Raw genomic sequence first — 12,360 nt, 5'->3', positions numbered from 1 at the left:
CGTAACGTTTCGTTAAGTGACTCAATTAAGCCATGCGCTCTTTACGGAATTTACCCGCGGCTTCGATAAAGCCTTTAAATAACGGATGCCCATCGCGCGGCGTTGATGTGAACTCCGGATGGAACTGCACCGCCACAAACCATGGGTGTTTCGGGTTTTCCAGAATTTCAACTAACTGCTTGTCGTGCGAGTAACCGGTAATTTTTAAGCCCGCTTTTTCCAGCGGCTCAATGTAATGATTATTCACTTCGTAGCGATGACGGTGGCGCTCTTCAATAACCTCTTTACCGTACATTTCAAGCGCTTTTGAGCCTTTTTCCAAGTGGCATTCCTGTGACCCAAGGCGCATGGTACCACCCAAATCGGAATGCTTGTCTCGCAGCTCTTTCTGACCGTTAGCATCCATCCACTCTGTGATAAGACCCACAACAGGATCGCTGCAGTTTTCATCAAACTCTGTGCTGTTCGCGCCCGTTAAGCCCGCAACGTTACGAGCAAACTCAATCATTGCCACTTGCATACCTAAACAAATGCCTAAGTATGGAATATTGTTCTCACGTGCGTATTTCGCCGCAATAAGTTTGCCTTCAATACCACGATCACCAAAACCGCCTGGGACTAAAATAGCGTCCACACCTTCTAGCTTGGACGTACCCTTGGTTTCTAAATCTTGTGAGTCGATGTAACGAATATTAACGGTTAAGCGGTTTTTAAGCCCAGCATGTGCCAGCGCTTCGTTTACCGATTTGTAGGCATCCGGCAGCTCAACATATTTACCGACAAAACCAACGGTTACTTCACCATTCGGGTTCGACTCTTGATACAGAACCTCTTCCCACTCGTGCAAGTCGGCTTCAGGACAGTCTAAACGGAAGCGATGAGTAACAATTTCATCCAGCCCCTGCGCTTTTAACATAGACGGGATTTTGTAAATACTGTCAACGTCGCGTAAGCCGATAACCGCACGCTCTTCTACATTGGTAAATAGAGCAATTTTCGAGCGTTCAGACGCCGGCAATGAACGGTCAGAACGACACACCAGAACGTCTGGCTGGATACCAATAGAACGCAGTTCTTTTACCGAATGCTGAGTTGGTTTGGTTTTTACCTCTCCAGCAGCGCCTAAGAACGGCACTAGGGTCAGGTGCATAAATAAAGTATGGTCACGACCAATTTCCGTGCCTAACTGGCGAATAGCTTCCAGGAAAGGTTGAGACTCTATATCACCTACCGTGCCGCCAATCTCAATGATGGCAATATCAAAGCCTTCGCTGCCTTCAATAACACGGCGCTTAATTTCGTTGGTGATGTGCGGAATGACCTGAATGGTCGCCCCTAAAAACTCACCTTTACGCTCACGGCGAATAATGTCTTCATAGACACGGCCGGTGGTAAAGTTGTTGTTGCTGGTCATGCGAGTACGAATGAATCGCTCGTAATGACCAAGGTCAAGGTCGGTCTCAGCCCCGTCTACGGTGACGAATACTTCACCGTGCTGAGTCGGGCTCATGGTGCCTGGATCTACGTTAATGTAGGGATCCAGTTTCATGATAGTTACGTTTAAGCCCCGTGCTTCAAGAATTGCCGCCAAGGAGGCTGCAGCAATGCCTTTACCCAGCGAGGATACAACTCCGCCGGTTACGAAAATATAGTTTGTCGCCATGTGATACCCAGTTGGTCAGGTCGAATTTGGGATTGCTTTAAGACGGGAAAGTAGTATACCGAAAGTCGGTCATGACGACAAATGAAAAAGCACGCAACCTAGTCTTTAACTACGTCGATTTGCTAGTATAGCGCCAGCAAAAGTCTATTTAGGAGTTCGTTTATGTCATCCTGCTGCGGCAGTTCATGTGCTACCACACAAGCTCATATCGATAAATCACAGCGAAAACTGCTTTGGACGGTGCTAGTCCTTAACGGGGTTATGTTTTTCGTGGAGTTCATTGCCGGTTGGTTAGCACAGTCCAGTGGACTTATTGCCGATTCACTTGACATGCTGGCCGATACACTCGTTTATGCCGTGAGTTTGTACGCGGTTGGTAAAGCCATTAAATACAAAGCCAACGCAGCTATTTTTAACGGTACGCTGCAAACCTTATTGGCGTTATTAGTGTTAGCTGACGTACTCCAGCGTTTAGTTTTTGGCAGCCAACCGAATGCCAACATGATGTTATGGATTGCCGGTTTGGCGTTGGTGGTTAACATCGCTTGCTTTGCTCTTTTATATAGCTCCAGAAACGGCGATATTAATATTCGCGCCAGCTGGATATGCTCCCGTAACGACATGCTCATGAACACCGGTGTCATTATTTCTGCGCTTCTGGTCGCTCAGCTCAATATGGCGTGGCCAGACTTAGTGATAGCAACAGTAATTGCCTTGGTTGTGTTGCGCTCTGCAATACGCATTATTCGCGATGCGCGAGCAGTAAAAGCAGGTGATAAAGCAGATATATCGGGGTGTTGTGGTTAAAACCGCAATACCCCAATTGCGCACTAACTGGATTGGTCGCTTGGTTGTTCCATTGTTTCCTTCCTTTGTTTTTATTGTTAGCACGTTTTTTTTAATTTTCATTTAAAAGGTAGGCTCTAAACTCTCGTTCTTCTCTGAACACAAATAGAATATTAACTGTGCCATCTTGTTCGCGATAAATAATGCGACAGGGAGAAGCGATGACTTCTCTGTATACCGAGCTTTGAAGTTCAGGGGGAACCCTACCTGAAAGAGGAAATTCACTTAGCCTATCTGTTTTATTAAATACAGACTTCACTAGCTTTTCAGCAGCTGCCTCATTATCTAACGCAATATACTCTGCAATATCATTGAGATCTTGTAATGCTGAATGTGTCCATATTACTTCAGCCATTTACTCATTTTCTCCTTGGCCTCATTCTGACTATACGTTCTTCCGTGAAGTAAGTCCCGCTCTCCTCTTGAGAGCCCCTCTAAAAGCGCTAAACGCTGTTGCATTAATTCATAATCTTCAATGTCCACCAAATAAGCCGATGGTTGTCCGTGTTCCGTTATCAAGACCGGCTCTTTCGATGAATGTAAATCAGCCAAAATTTTTGTCGCCTGACGCTTTAGACTTGTAACAAGCTCTACTTTCATAGCATACCGCCTAGTCATCTATCTCATAGTGATACTATAGTAGCACTTATGACGATTTTCTATTCAAATTTATAAACATGCTTTCTAAGAGCCACTTTCAACCTCAACGCGCTATGCAATTGAGGGCAAAGTAAATCGTTGACCGTTTTGTTGTCTCGCTCATGATGCTAACCTACATAAGAGCACCATGACGTTATAGCACCAAAACGTTATGACGTTAATTTTTCTAAATACTCTTTCAACACCACGGCATTGTTGTGCTCAGTATCTTTAGAGGAATACAACAGTGTGACTTTTTCACCACTAGCTTTGCTGGCCAAGTCACGTAAGGCTTCTTTGTGTTCTTTTAATTCAGACAAATACCGGTTGCGAAACTCGCCCCACTCAGAACGATTACTGTGAAACCATTGACGAAGCTCATCGGAAGGCGCTATGTCTTTTATCCAATCATCAAGCTTAGCTGCATCTTTTGAAATGCCGCGAGGCCACAATTTATCAACCAAAACTCGGTAGCCGTCGTCAGATGATGCATCGTCATAGATGCGTTTGAGCTGTATAGTCATATTCTAACTATTCCTTGTTCGCAGTTTTTTTCGCAGCAACTTAAATACTCGCTGATATAACCATGAGGCAGCCACTGCAATTGCGACAAAAACACCTAAATCAATTAGGAAATTCGCGATATCAAAGTCATCACTTAGTGGGTTGTACTTTGAACCTAAGCTATACATAAGTGCTTCAGTCATAATCACAGCTATAATAATAGGTACAACAGTAGACCCAAATGGTTGTCGAGCAATTGACTCACTCATGGCTGTGCTCCCGAATATCCGTTAGCACGTTCTTAACTAAATTTGCACATGCGCCAACAATAATTATCGGCATCAGAAAAATAAGTAGGTGATTCATGTCTCCGGCAAACATCGAAATTATTTGAATAAAAACGACAGGCACTACCGCTAGAAATACAGCAAACCCTGTATGTTTTTTAATAATTGAGTTGAGCTCTTTCTCGGTTAAGTTAAACACGGTATTTCCCTAATCCGATGATAGATTGAGTAAGTTAGCAGGAGTCATAGCCATTGCTGCTTTTTCTTCCAATTGAATTAAAAGCAAGAATAAGAAAACCTATTCCCAACAAAACCATAGTTCCAGCTATTGCAGTCTTTAAATTAAGCAAAAGCCCAGTAGGCTCTGAATAATTATTGAATAGCACCAAAATCCCAAGTACAGATATTGCAAGACCCGACGCGACCATTAAAGTTTTTATTATTAATATGCTTAAACCTGATGTATTCATGATTTTCACTATGAACTCTACGCTTCAAGCGTATTCCGTTTTCGATAAGGCTGGGTTAAAAGCCTCCAAACCCAATAGCCAGTAGCAATTGCATAAAGCACATTTTTACCTAAAAACACCCAGTCAAAACCGGTATCAGACCAGTAGAAAACGATATCAATCACTGCTACCGTGAAAACAATCAAACAAATGCCAGCCCATAAGTTCAAGGCGGATTTTTTTAAAGACTTCATCACTTCCTCCGGTTACCCTCGAACGTGCTGTATGAGGTAGCCTCGCTCAGCACCCGAGAAGCGCTAAGCGAGTCGTTATAAAAACGTTAACTACGATAATTTCTTTAATCGAGAAAAGCAACTAAGTGGCGGTAGGAGCGGTAAAGCGTGGCTAGCTAATTGTTTATAACTATCTAAATCAAAAGGTTTACTTCGAAGAGCAGCTTCCGGATATTTTGCTTAGTCGACATCAATAACAAGAGTTCGACTTTTTGATTAGCTTCATCAACTTTATAAAATACAAGGTTATAGTCATCAACCAACCACTGCCTATTCAGCGATCCCAAGACTAAGAAGCCACTCGCTAATGGGGCCTATTTTAGGGTTAATTGGCAGTTGTTCTTTAATCCTGTTTTTTATGTTGGTGATCACATTATCAGCAATCGACTCTGAATAATTGTGTTCTATGAAACTACGGAAGCGTCTGGTAGACAACTTAAAAACACGAGAGGCTTCTACTCTATAAAACTCACTCGAATGCTTCATCAAAGCTCAACCTTTCGTCATCCAACGACTTTTCGGATAGCTTGAGAAGCTTCAAAAGTGCTAGAGTTTCTTGTTGAAACTCATAATCGGAAAAAGACTGAACCACGTACGCAGGTTTGCCCTTTTTGGTAACAAGCAACTCTTCATTGAGCTCAAGAGAATTAGCGTTTTCTTTTAGATAAGTAACCGTTTCAGTTTTCACAAAAGGCCTCAAAAAGACTTTTTAAAGACTGTTGGTAACTATAACACTGCTTCTACAGTGCGCAACTCTTTATGTTCCAGTTAACTGATCTCGCCAACTCTAGTCTCCTTCAGGTACGCGCTCAGCTTCACCATCAGAATCGCCTTGTTTCTTCGCTTCTTCAAGTACTCGCTCACGAAAACTCTCAAGGCCCTGCTCTATCAGCTTATAAGTTTCATCCGCATCGCTTTCCACTTTACCTTCGTAAACCTGTAAGCCTTGAAGAATAGTAACAGCATCTTTAAAGCCCTTGTCGATACCGCCTTTTATAAGCTCCAGAAAGTTATTCAGCGTCTCTTCTTCTGAATCGCCTGGATTTAATTCTTTGTAGCGGCTATAAAAGTTGGTCGCAAAGGAAACAATGCGATCGGCCGTGGCGCTAGGAGAAGTGTCGACGCCAGACTCATAGATTTTCTTCGCTGCGTTCTTACCCATGACAGGCTCAAGCTCAGCATTAATGCCTTCGAGTGCGGTCTTGTACAGCAAGCTTAATGACTCATTGTTACTATTTAATGAGACCTTTTCATGCGCGGCGAGAATAGCGGCATTATATGCCTTCTTCGACTCTGTTTTTGCGTCTTTAACATCACGGTTATCGGCGTTAGATTCAGCTCTTACGCTATTAGAATTAGGCTTGCCAGAGCCTGTTGCGAAACTGGTTGGATTAATAGGCATGATGGTGCTCCTGCAAAATCGGCTATCACTGACTTTCAGTATAGTCCGTAACTCTATTATCGGCAGGTTTTGATTAAAATTTACACCTTCTTAGCTTGTTGCCACAAAGCTTCTAGCTCATCCAAATTGCAATCAGTAGGATGTTTGTCCTGTTCGCTTAGGCGTTGCTCTATGTTTTGGAAACGGCTTTTGAATTTTTCGTTGGCTCGTTGCAGCGCAGCTTCAGGGTTCACTTGTTTGTGGCGTGCGAGGTTAACAACAGCGAACAGTAAGTCGCCAATTTCTTCTTCAATGTGCTCTTGGTCTGTTGCTTCTTTTACTTCTTGTATTTCTTCTTCAATTTTGTCGTATACCGGTTCAGCTTCTGGCCAGTCGAAACCGACGGAGGCCGCACGCTTTTGCAGTTTGGAGGCTTTTAAAATGCTCGGCAACTGACTAGGTATATCGTCAAATACAGAGCCACGGGCATTTTTTTCAGTACGCTCTTGCTGCTTTATCTGTTCCCACTGAGCTTTAATTTCGGCATCGGACAAGTTGCGTTCAGCATCACTGCCAAATACATGAGGGTGACGGCTAATCAACTTATTGGCAGTATGCGCGGCAATGTCGTCAAACACAAAGTCGCCCTGCTCTTTCGCCAGCTGTGCATAAAACACCACCTGGAACAGCAAGTCACCGAGCTCGTCCTTTATCGCGGCCATATCACCCGATTGAATCGCGTCAACCACCTCGTAGGTTTCTTCTATGGTGTAAGGCAGCAGTGACTCAAAGTTTTGCTTTAAGTCCCAGGGGCAACCACCCTCGGGGTCGCGCAAACGACGCATGACTTCGGTTAACTCGGCAACACCATTAAATTCACTCGTCATTTATAAAACCCTTTAGGGCTTACACCCGTTGTACCTGTTCAACACCATTAATTTGCCGCAAGCGCTGACTAATACGCTGCAGGCTCTCGTTATCTTTGACGGCCAAAGCCAATACTACTGTGGCGGTTTGAGACTGGCGGTCAGCATCACTGTCCATTTGCATGACGGCAGCTTTCTCATTCGCCAACACGCTGGTAATGTCATGCAGCAATCCACCTCGGTCTAACGCTGAAATGCGTAGCTCTGCTCGATAGTCCTGATGCGTCTGACGGGACCAACTGACTTCAATGCCCCGCTCCGGATGCTGACTCAGCAAATGCGCTAACTGCTCACAATCACGTCTGTGTACCGAAACACCACGCCCTTGCGTAATAAAGCCTCGTATTGGCTCGCCCGGTAATGGCTCGCAGCACTTCGCAAATTGCATCATGAGGTTACCAATACCTTCAATAACCACTTCCGACGTGCTACCTACTTTGCGCTTGGTGACTTTTGTGCGCTTCTTAATTTGCTCAACTTTTTCAGCTTCGGTTGTTTCCGGCTTGAGCTGGTTAACAACCTGATGCAAACGCACATCGCCCGCACCAATGGCAGCTAATAGGTCGTCTAGATTACTGACATTAAAGCGCCCTAACACGTCAGTGGCTTTATTGAGCGGAATGCCGTACTTCTGTAGCTCGTTTTCCAACAGCTCTTTGCCCGCGTGTAGGTTTTTATCCCGGTCTTCTTTTTTAAAGTAGGTATGAACCTTGGCTCTTGCCCGCGAGGAGTGTAAATAGCCCAGCTGCGGGTTCAGCCAGTCGCGCCGTGGTTGTGCGTTTTTCTGAGTCAGGATTTCAACGCGATCGCCATTTTGCAACTGATAGGTAAAAGGCACAATGCGGCCATCAATTTTGGCGCCAATGCACTTATGTCCAACCTGACTATGAATGTAATACGCAAAGTCGAGCGGCGTTGAGCCCATAGGTAAGTCCATAACCTCACCTTTCGGCGTAAACACATACACCCGGTCCTCAAAGACCTGCGAACGAATTTCATCGACCAAACCTTCGCTACCAGCCATGTCTTCATGCCAGGCCAGCAGCTTACGCAGCCAGGCAATTTTATCCTCAAAACCGTGACGTTTGCCGGTTGCCGGACCTTCTTTGTACATCCAGTGTGCGGCGACACCCAACTCAGCGTCATCATGCATATCATGCGAGCGAATTTGAATTTCGACACTTTTGTCTTCGGGCCCGACCACTACCGTATGAATTGACTGATAGCCATTCGGCTTGGGCGTGGCTATATAGTCGTCGAACTCAGACGCAATATGCCGCCAGCGCGAATGCACGACGCCCAGCGCGGCATAACAATCTTTTAGATTGTGCGTGAGTATACGAACTGCACGTATGTCGAACAGTTGCTCAAACTGCAGATGTTTTTTCTGCATTTTGCGCCAAATAGAGTAAATATGTTTGGGTCGGCCATAAACTTCGGCCTGTATTTGCTGCTCGTCCAACGCGTTTTGCAAGTCAGCAACAAAATTCTCTATGTATTGCTCTCGGTCTATGCGACGCTCATGCAAGCGTTTGGCAATGGTTTTGTAGGTATTCGGGTGCAAATACCGGAAAGCTATGTCTTCCAGCTCCCATTTAAGCTGACCTATGCCTAAACGGTTGGCTAAAGGCGCGTATATTTCCGAACACTCTTTGGCTGCTAAGACTCGTGTCTCTTCGTCGGCGTTTTTCACTTCGCGTAAGTAACAAATGCGTTCTGCAAGCTTAATGAGCACCGCACGCACGTCTTCCACCATAGACAGCAACATACGTCGTACATTGTCTATTTGAGTACCATCAGGCTGGCCGTGCTGAAAATGTTGTAAGTCACTAATGCTCTGCATTTGCTGTACGTTACGCAACAGTACAATGAGCGTTTTTGACTGCTGGCCGGTGAGCTTGTCTAGGTCGAGCTTGCCAGCTTCCAGCAGTGGTACGTACAAAGCCGCCAGTAGCGACTCTGCGTCAAGCTTCAGTGGCGCCAGAATCTCTACCATTTCCTGGCCTTTTAGCAGTGCGGCTTCTTCTTTTGGAAATTGTTGTTTTAGCTGCTCTAAGGTAGTTTCCAGTGGCTCAGGATCACTCACAGCGTTCAGCCAATGCTGTTCGCTGTCTTTGTACTTGGGATCATCCACGTGGGTACTGCGTACATGGACCATGACTTACGACGCTCGCTCCAGACAAACCATGGTTTCAATGTGATGCGTTTGCGGGAACATGTCAACTGTGCAGAGCTTGCTAATACGGTAGTCGGAGGCCTTTTTGTTGCTTTTTAGACCAACAATAGTAGCAACGTCTCGCGCGAGTGTATCCGGCGCGCAAGAAACGTACACAATTCGCTTAGGTCGTTGCTCGGGTTTGAGCTTTTTAAGTAACGTCATCACCCCTTCTGCTCCGGGCCGAGCCGGGTCTAAACACCATAAGTCAGCCGGTTCACCTAATTCAGACGCGGTAATATCATTTAGTTCAGCCGCTAAGGAACTCAAGTTAGTAAGACTATTGGTTTCAGCGTTATTGCGCGTTTGTTCCGCCATGCGATACACACCTTCCACTGCCAGTACCGACTTGGCTCGACGCGCTAACGGGATGCTGAAGTTACCAATACCTGCGAAAAAGTCGTACACGCGTTGCGTTTTTTCCGGCGCAAGCCAGTCTATAGCCTGCTGCACCATACGTTCATTAATACTGCCATTAACCTGTAAAAAATCTCCGGGTTGAAAGTAAGGCTTGTCACCGTCTATGGACGTATCAAAAGGTAAACTTGCGTTGTTCAGAGGTGTTAATTCATTGTCGCTTTGCAGCCAAATATCGATATTCTGCTCTGCCTGCCACTTCTCAAGTGACTGTATAGCGTCCTTTGGCAAGCTGTCCGTTATACGCAGTAAAATAACTGGCTTATTGGTGTGAATGGCTTCTAAATGCCCCAGCTTAGTCGCAATACTTGAGGTGTTTAGCACTGGATACAGCCTATTCACCGCTTGCAATAAGCTTTCTTCAGCCACTAAGCAGTCTTCAACTGGCACAATCTGATGACTTTGCGCTTCCCGAAAACCAATAAGTAATTTTTGTTCTTTACCGAGCCAGCGGGTGGCCAGGCGGACACGCCGACGATATCGAGTCGGCTCACTGACTAATGGTGCCTGCCAGGGCAAGCTTTCAGTCGCAGCGTCAAACACACCGAACTTCTGGAACAGCTCTTCCACCACTTGCTGTTTGTGGCGCTGTTGGTAGCTTTCATCGACATGCTGAAAGTCGCAACCACCGCATTGCTCATAATATTTGCAGGGAGCATCACGACGATCAGTGCTTGGCTCCAGAATGCGTTCAAGCGTACCACTGTGTTTGCCGATGGTTTTGTACTGAATGACCTCGCCGGGTAACGCACCAATAATGAAACGTGTTTGAGGCTTTCGACCCGCTTGTTTATCAGAGCCACGAACAACCGCTCGCGCCTGATGATCAAGCCCAGAGACTTGAGCTTTGAGAGTTTTACTAACGGCTTTGCCACGCTTTTGCGGCTTAAAAAATTGCGCCATTTTGGTTGTGTTTAACCTATTTTATTCAGACTCTAAAATAACCGTTGCCACGGCGTAATGCTTTTCGTCACTGATGGATAAATGGCTGGCAACAACACCCATTTCTTTAATCCACTGGGCAGCGGTATCGGTAAAGTGCCAGCTGGGCTTTCCATAGTCGTCATGGACAACCTGCATATGCTGAAACGACAATCCGGCAGAAATACCACGCCCAAACGCTTTAGCACAAGCTTCTTTAGCGGCAAATCGCTTCGCCAAATACGCAGCTTCGTCAACCGATGCGCTCATTTCTTCCTGCTCTTTTGGCGTCAGCACACGCTTAGTTAAGCTGTCGCCACGCGCTAACGACTTCTCGATACGGGACATTTCAATAATATCCGTACCCAGTCCTACTATTGCCATTATCTTGCCTTATCAAGTATTTCCCGCATATCGCGGACAGCTTTATCCAGACCATCTAAAACTGCCCGGGCAATAATAGAGTGACCAATATTCAGTTCGACCATTTGCGGAATTTGCGCAACGTCTAATGTGTTGTGGTAGTGAAGGCCATGACCCGCATTAACCTGTAAACCAATAGAGTGCGCGTACTCCGCCGCTTCCATTAAGCGGGCCAATTCTTTTTTCTGTTCTTCTTCAGTGTCAGCTTCAGCGTATTGGCCTGTATGCAATTCAATTATAGGAGCTCCGGCTTCTTTTGCTGCATCAATTTGCTTGTGATCAGCATCAATAAATAGCGACACCTGAATGCCTGCATCCGTTAAACGCTTGGTCGCATTGGCAATGTTTTCAACTTGTCCAGCAACATCTAGACCGCCTTCAGTGGTCAGCTCTTCACGCTTTTCCGGTACCAGGCAACTGAACGTTGGCTGTGTTTTTACTGCAATGTCGATCATTTCATCGGTCACGGCCATTTCTAAATTCATTGGCACGTTCAGAGTTTGCTTCAGCATCGCCACGTCGCGATCGGTAATGTGCCGACGGTCTTCACGCAAATGAATGGTGATACCGTCAGCTCCTGCACGTTCAGCAATGCTGGCCGCAGCTACCGGGTCTGGGTAACGTACGCCACGCGCATTTCGAAGTGTTGCGACGTGGTCAATGTTTACCCCTAAGCGTAATTCTCTCATGGTTACTTCCTTCTTTGCTGAAACAGTTCACGGCTGCGCAGCGGTTTGTCACCCAAATACACGTGAAGCGCCTCGCGCATTATCCACTTTAACTGTTTTAAGCGGTGTTCATCACTTATATCCCAGTCTGCTATTCGTTCAATATCACTGACTGGGTAAGCTTTGTCGTCTTTATGTCGGGGTGTCGATACTAACCCATGATCAGGCACAAAGTAACAGTACTCAAGCTCTTTTAGCGGTAGTCCAGTGTCAGCATCATGATACCAGTCAAAGGCTGCCCCCAAATGTTCAAGTAGTTGCCATTCGAAGCGTCTGAGTGCTGGTTCTACATGTTTCGCTTCGGACAACGCAGCTATCGCCGACCAGTAATGCTGGAACAGTTCCTGTGCTTCAGCTTCTGCCGGCAGCAGGCGCTGCAACAATTCATTGAGGTAGAAGCCGCTATAAAGTGCGTTGCCGATAAGTCTTATATGGGCTGATTGGGTGTCTTGTTCAAGTAGTGTCAGCGTTTTTAAGTCGCTGCGCCCTTTGTACTCTATTTTCACTGGTACAAAAGGCTGAGCTAATCCACGCCATGGACTTTTAGGCCGTTTGGCTCCCTTAGCAATGAGTCGGACGCGCCCGTTTTGCTCTGTGAACACGTCCAGCAGCAGACTGGTTTCCTGAAAGTCCCAGCGATGCAACACTAAGGCTCGCTGAATCACGAT

General features: G+C 45.9%; 17 protein-coding genes. 1 reads left to right on the top strand and 16 read right to left on the bottom strand.

The annotated features are described in order from the left end of the window. Window positions 1-25: 25 nt before the first annotated feature. Window positions 26-1,663, bottom strand: a complete 1,638-nt coding sequence (locus CWI73_RS01120) for a CTP synthase (RefSeq protein ID WP_126751170.1) — start codon at window positions 1,661-1,663, stop codon at window positions 26-28. Window positions 1,664-1,825: 162 nt separating this feature from the next. Here CWI73_RS01120 and CWI73_RS01115 point away from each other — a divergent pair, with 162 nt between their 5' ends. Next, complete coding sequence (locus CWI73_RS01115) at window positions 1,826-2,470, top strand: cation diffusion facilitator family transporter (RefSeq protein WP_126751169.1); 645 nt, start codon at window positions 1,826-1,828, stop codon at window positions 2,468-2,470. A 91-nt stretch (window positions 2,471-2,561) separates the two neighbouring features. Here CWI73_RS01115 and CWI73_RS01110 read toward each other — a convergent pair whose 3' ends face one another. From CWI73_RS01110 to recO, 15 genes are all read right to left on the bottom strand, one after another. After that, a complete protein-coding gene (locus tag CWI73_RS01110) occupies window positions 2,562-2,864 on the bottom strand; it encodes a type II toxin-antitoxin system RelE/ParE family toxin (protein ID WP_126751168.1) in 303 nt (100 codons plus the stop codon). Beyond that, window positions 2,852-3,109 (bottom strand): type II toxin-antitoxin system Phd/YefM family antitoxin, encoded by a 258-nt coding sequence (locus tag CWI73_RS01105; RefSeq protein ID WP_126751167.1) that lies wholly within the window; start codon window positions 3,107-3,109, stop codon window positions 2,852-2,854. The genes CWI73_RS01110 and CWI73_RS01105 overlap by 13 nt, the downstream gene beginning before the upstream one ends. A gap of 209 nt (window positions 3,110-3,318) precedes the next feature. Next, window positions 3,319-3,672 (bottom strand): DUF488 domain-containing protein, encoded by a 354-nt coding sequence (locus CWI73_RS01100; RefSeq protein WP_126751166.1) that lies wholly within the window; start codon window positions 3,670-3,672, stop codon window positions 3,319-3,321. 3 nt (window positions 3,673-3,675) lie between these two features. Then, entirely contained in the window at window positions 3,676-3,921 is a 246-nt protein-coding gene (locus CWI73_RS01095) for a hypothetical protein (protein ID WP_126751165.1), read from the bottom strand. Beyond that, the gene (locus tag CWI73_RS01090; protein WP_126751164.1) at window positions 3,914-4,138 is read right to left on the bottom strand and encodes a hypothetical protein; all 225 of its coding nucleotides are present in this window, start codon (window positions 4,136-4,138) and stop codon (window positions 3,914-3,916) included. Before CWI73_RS01090 ends, CWI73_RS01095 begins: the two co-directional genes overlap by 8 nt. Before the next feature lie 34 nt (window positions 4,139-4,172). Continuing rightward, window positions 4,173-4,409, bottom strand: coding sequence for a hypothetical protein (locus CWI73_RS01085; RefSeq protein WP_157980617.1), 237 nt, complete (start codon window positions 4,407-4,409; stop codon window positions 4,173-4,175). A 17-nt stretch (window positions 4,410-4,426) separates the two neighbouring features. Next, on the bottom strand, window positions 4,427-4,642 hold the full coding sequence (locus CWI73_RS01080) for a hypothetical protein (RefSeq protein ID WP_126751162.1): 216 nt from the start codon (window positions 4,640-4,642) through the stop codon (window positions 4,427-4,429). A 508-nt stretch (window positions 4,643-5,150) separates the two neighbouring features. Beyond that, window positions 5,151-5,369, bottom strand: coding sequence for a type II toxin-antitoxin system prevent-host-death family antitoxin (locus CWI73_RS01075; protein ID WP_126751161.1), 219 nt, complete (start codon window positions 5,367-5,369; stop codon window positions 5,151-5,153). A 99-nt stretch (window positions 5,370-5,468) separates the two neighbouring features. Beyond that, complete coding sequence (locus CWI73_RS01070; RefSeq protein WP_126751160.1) at window positions 5,469-6,083, bottom strand: DUF5610 domain-containing protein; 615 nt, start codon at window positions 6,081-6,083, stop codon at window positions 5,469-5,471. An 80-nt stretch (window positions 6,084-6,163) separates the two neighbouring features. Continuing rightward, the gene (gene mazG / locus CWI73_RS01065) at window positions 6,164-6,949 is read right to left on the bottom strand and encodes a nucleoside triphosphate pyrophosphohydrolase (RefSeq protein WP_126751159.1); all 786 of its coding nucleotides are present in this window, start codon (window positions 6,947-6,949) and stop codon (window positions 6,164-6,166) included. Between the two features lie 19 nt (window positions 6,950-6,968). Then, window positions 6,969-9,146 (bottom strand): GTP diphosphokinase, encoded by a 2,178-nt coding sequence (gene relA, locus CWI73_RS01060; RefSeq protein ID WP_126751158.1) that lies wholly within the window; start codon window positions 9,144-9,146, stop codon window positions 6,969-6,971. Window positions 9,147-9,149: 3 nt separating this feature from the next. Continuing rightward, window positions 9,150-10,523, bottom strand: coding sequence for a 23S rRNA (uracil(1939)-C(5))-methyltransferase RlmD (rlmD, locus tag CWI73_RS01055; RefSeq protein WP_126751157.1), 1,374 nt, complete (start codon window positions 10,521-10,523; stop codon window positions 9,150-9,152). 21 nt (window positions 10,524-10,544) lie between these two features. Beyond that, complete coding sequence (gene acpS, locus CWI73_RS01050; RefSeq protein ID WP_126751156.1) at window positions 10,545-10,925, bottom strand: holo-ACP synthase; 381 nt, start codon at window positions 10,923-10,925, stop codon at window positions 10,545-10,547. Further along, window positions 10,925-11,653, bottom strand: coding sequence for a pyridoxine 5'-phosphate synthase (pdxJ, locus tag CWI73_RS01045; RefSeq protein WP_126751155.1), 729 nt, complete (start codon window positions 11,651-11,653; stop codon window positions 10,925-10,927). The genes acpS and pdxJ overlap by 1 nt, the downstream gene beginning before the upstream one ends. 2 nt (window positions 11,654-11,655) lie before the next feature. Continuing rightward, a complete protein-coding gene (gene recO, locus CWI73_RS01040) occupies window positions 11,656-12,357 on the bottom strand; it encodes a DNA repair protein RecO (protein WP_126751154.1) in 702 nt (233 codons plus the stop codon). Window positions 12,358-12,360: the final 3 nt, after the last annotated feature.

The sequence above is a fragment of the Idiomarina piscisalsi genome (assembly GCF_003987095.1).
In the GTDB taxonomy this organism is placed as follows: Bacteria; Pseudomonadota; Gammaproteobacteria; order Enterobacterales; family Alteromonadaceae; genus Idiomarina; species Idiomarina piscisalsi.
This window is presented reverse-complemented; position numbering and strand designations above follow the sequence as displayed.

Coding starts and splice junctions, on each gene's coding strand:
- CWI73_RS01120 (WP_126751170.1), bottom strand. CDS start 1,663: ATGGCGACAAACTATATTTTCGTAACCGGCGGAGTTGTATCCTCGCTG.
- CWI73_RS01115 (WP_126751169.1), top strand. CDS start 1,826: ATGTCATCCTGCTGCGGCAGTTCATGTGCTACCACACAAGCTCATATC.
- CWI73_RS01110 (WP_126751168.1), bottom strand. CDS start 2,864: ATGGCTGAAGTAATATGGACACATTCAGCATTACAAGATCTCAATGAT.
- CWI73_RS01105 (WP_126751167.1), bottom strand. CDS start 3,109: ATGAAAGTAGAGCTTGTTACAAGTCTAAAGCGTCAGGCGACAAAAATT.
- CWI73_RS01100 (WP_126751166.1), bottom strand. CDS start 3,672: ATGACTATACAGCTCAAACGCATCTATGACGATGCATCATCTGACGAC.
- CWI73_RS01095 (WP_126751165.1), bottom strand. CDS start 3,921: ATGAGTGAGTCAATTGCTCGACAACCATTTGGGTCTACTGTTGTACCT.
- CWI73_RS01085 (WP_157980617.1), bottom strand. CDS start 4,409: ATGAATACATCAGGTTTAAGCATATTAATAATAAAAACTTTAATGGTC.
- CWI73_RS01080 (WP_126751162.1), bottom strand. CDS start 4,642: ATGAAGTCTTTAAAAAAATCCGCCTTGAACTTATGGGCTGGCATTTGT.
- CWI73_RS01070 (WP_126751160.1), bottom strand. CDS start 6,083: ATGCCTATTAATCCAACCAGTTTCGCAACAGGCTCTGGCAAGCCTAAT.
- mazG (WP_126751159.1), bottom strand. CDS start 6,949: ATGACGAGTGAATTTAATGGTGTTGCCGAGTTAACCGAAGTCATGCGT.
- relA (WP_126751158.1), bottom strand. CDS start 9,146: ATGGTCCATGTACGCAGTACCCACGTGGATGATCCCAAGTACAAAGAC.
- rlmD (WP_126751157.1), bottom strand. CDS start 10,523: ATGGCGCAATTTTTTAAGCCGCAAAAGCGTGGCAAAGCCGTTAGTAAA.
- acpS (WP_126751156.1), bottom strand. CDS start 10,925: ATGGCAATAGTAGGACTGGGTACGGATATTATTGAAATGTCCCGTATC.
- pdxJ (WP_126751155.1), bottom strand. CDS start 11,653: ATGAGAGAATTACGCTTAGGGGTAAACATTGACCACGTCGCAACACTT.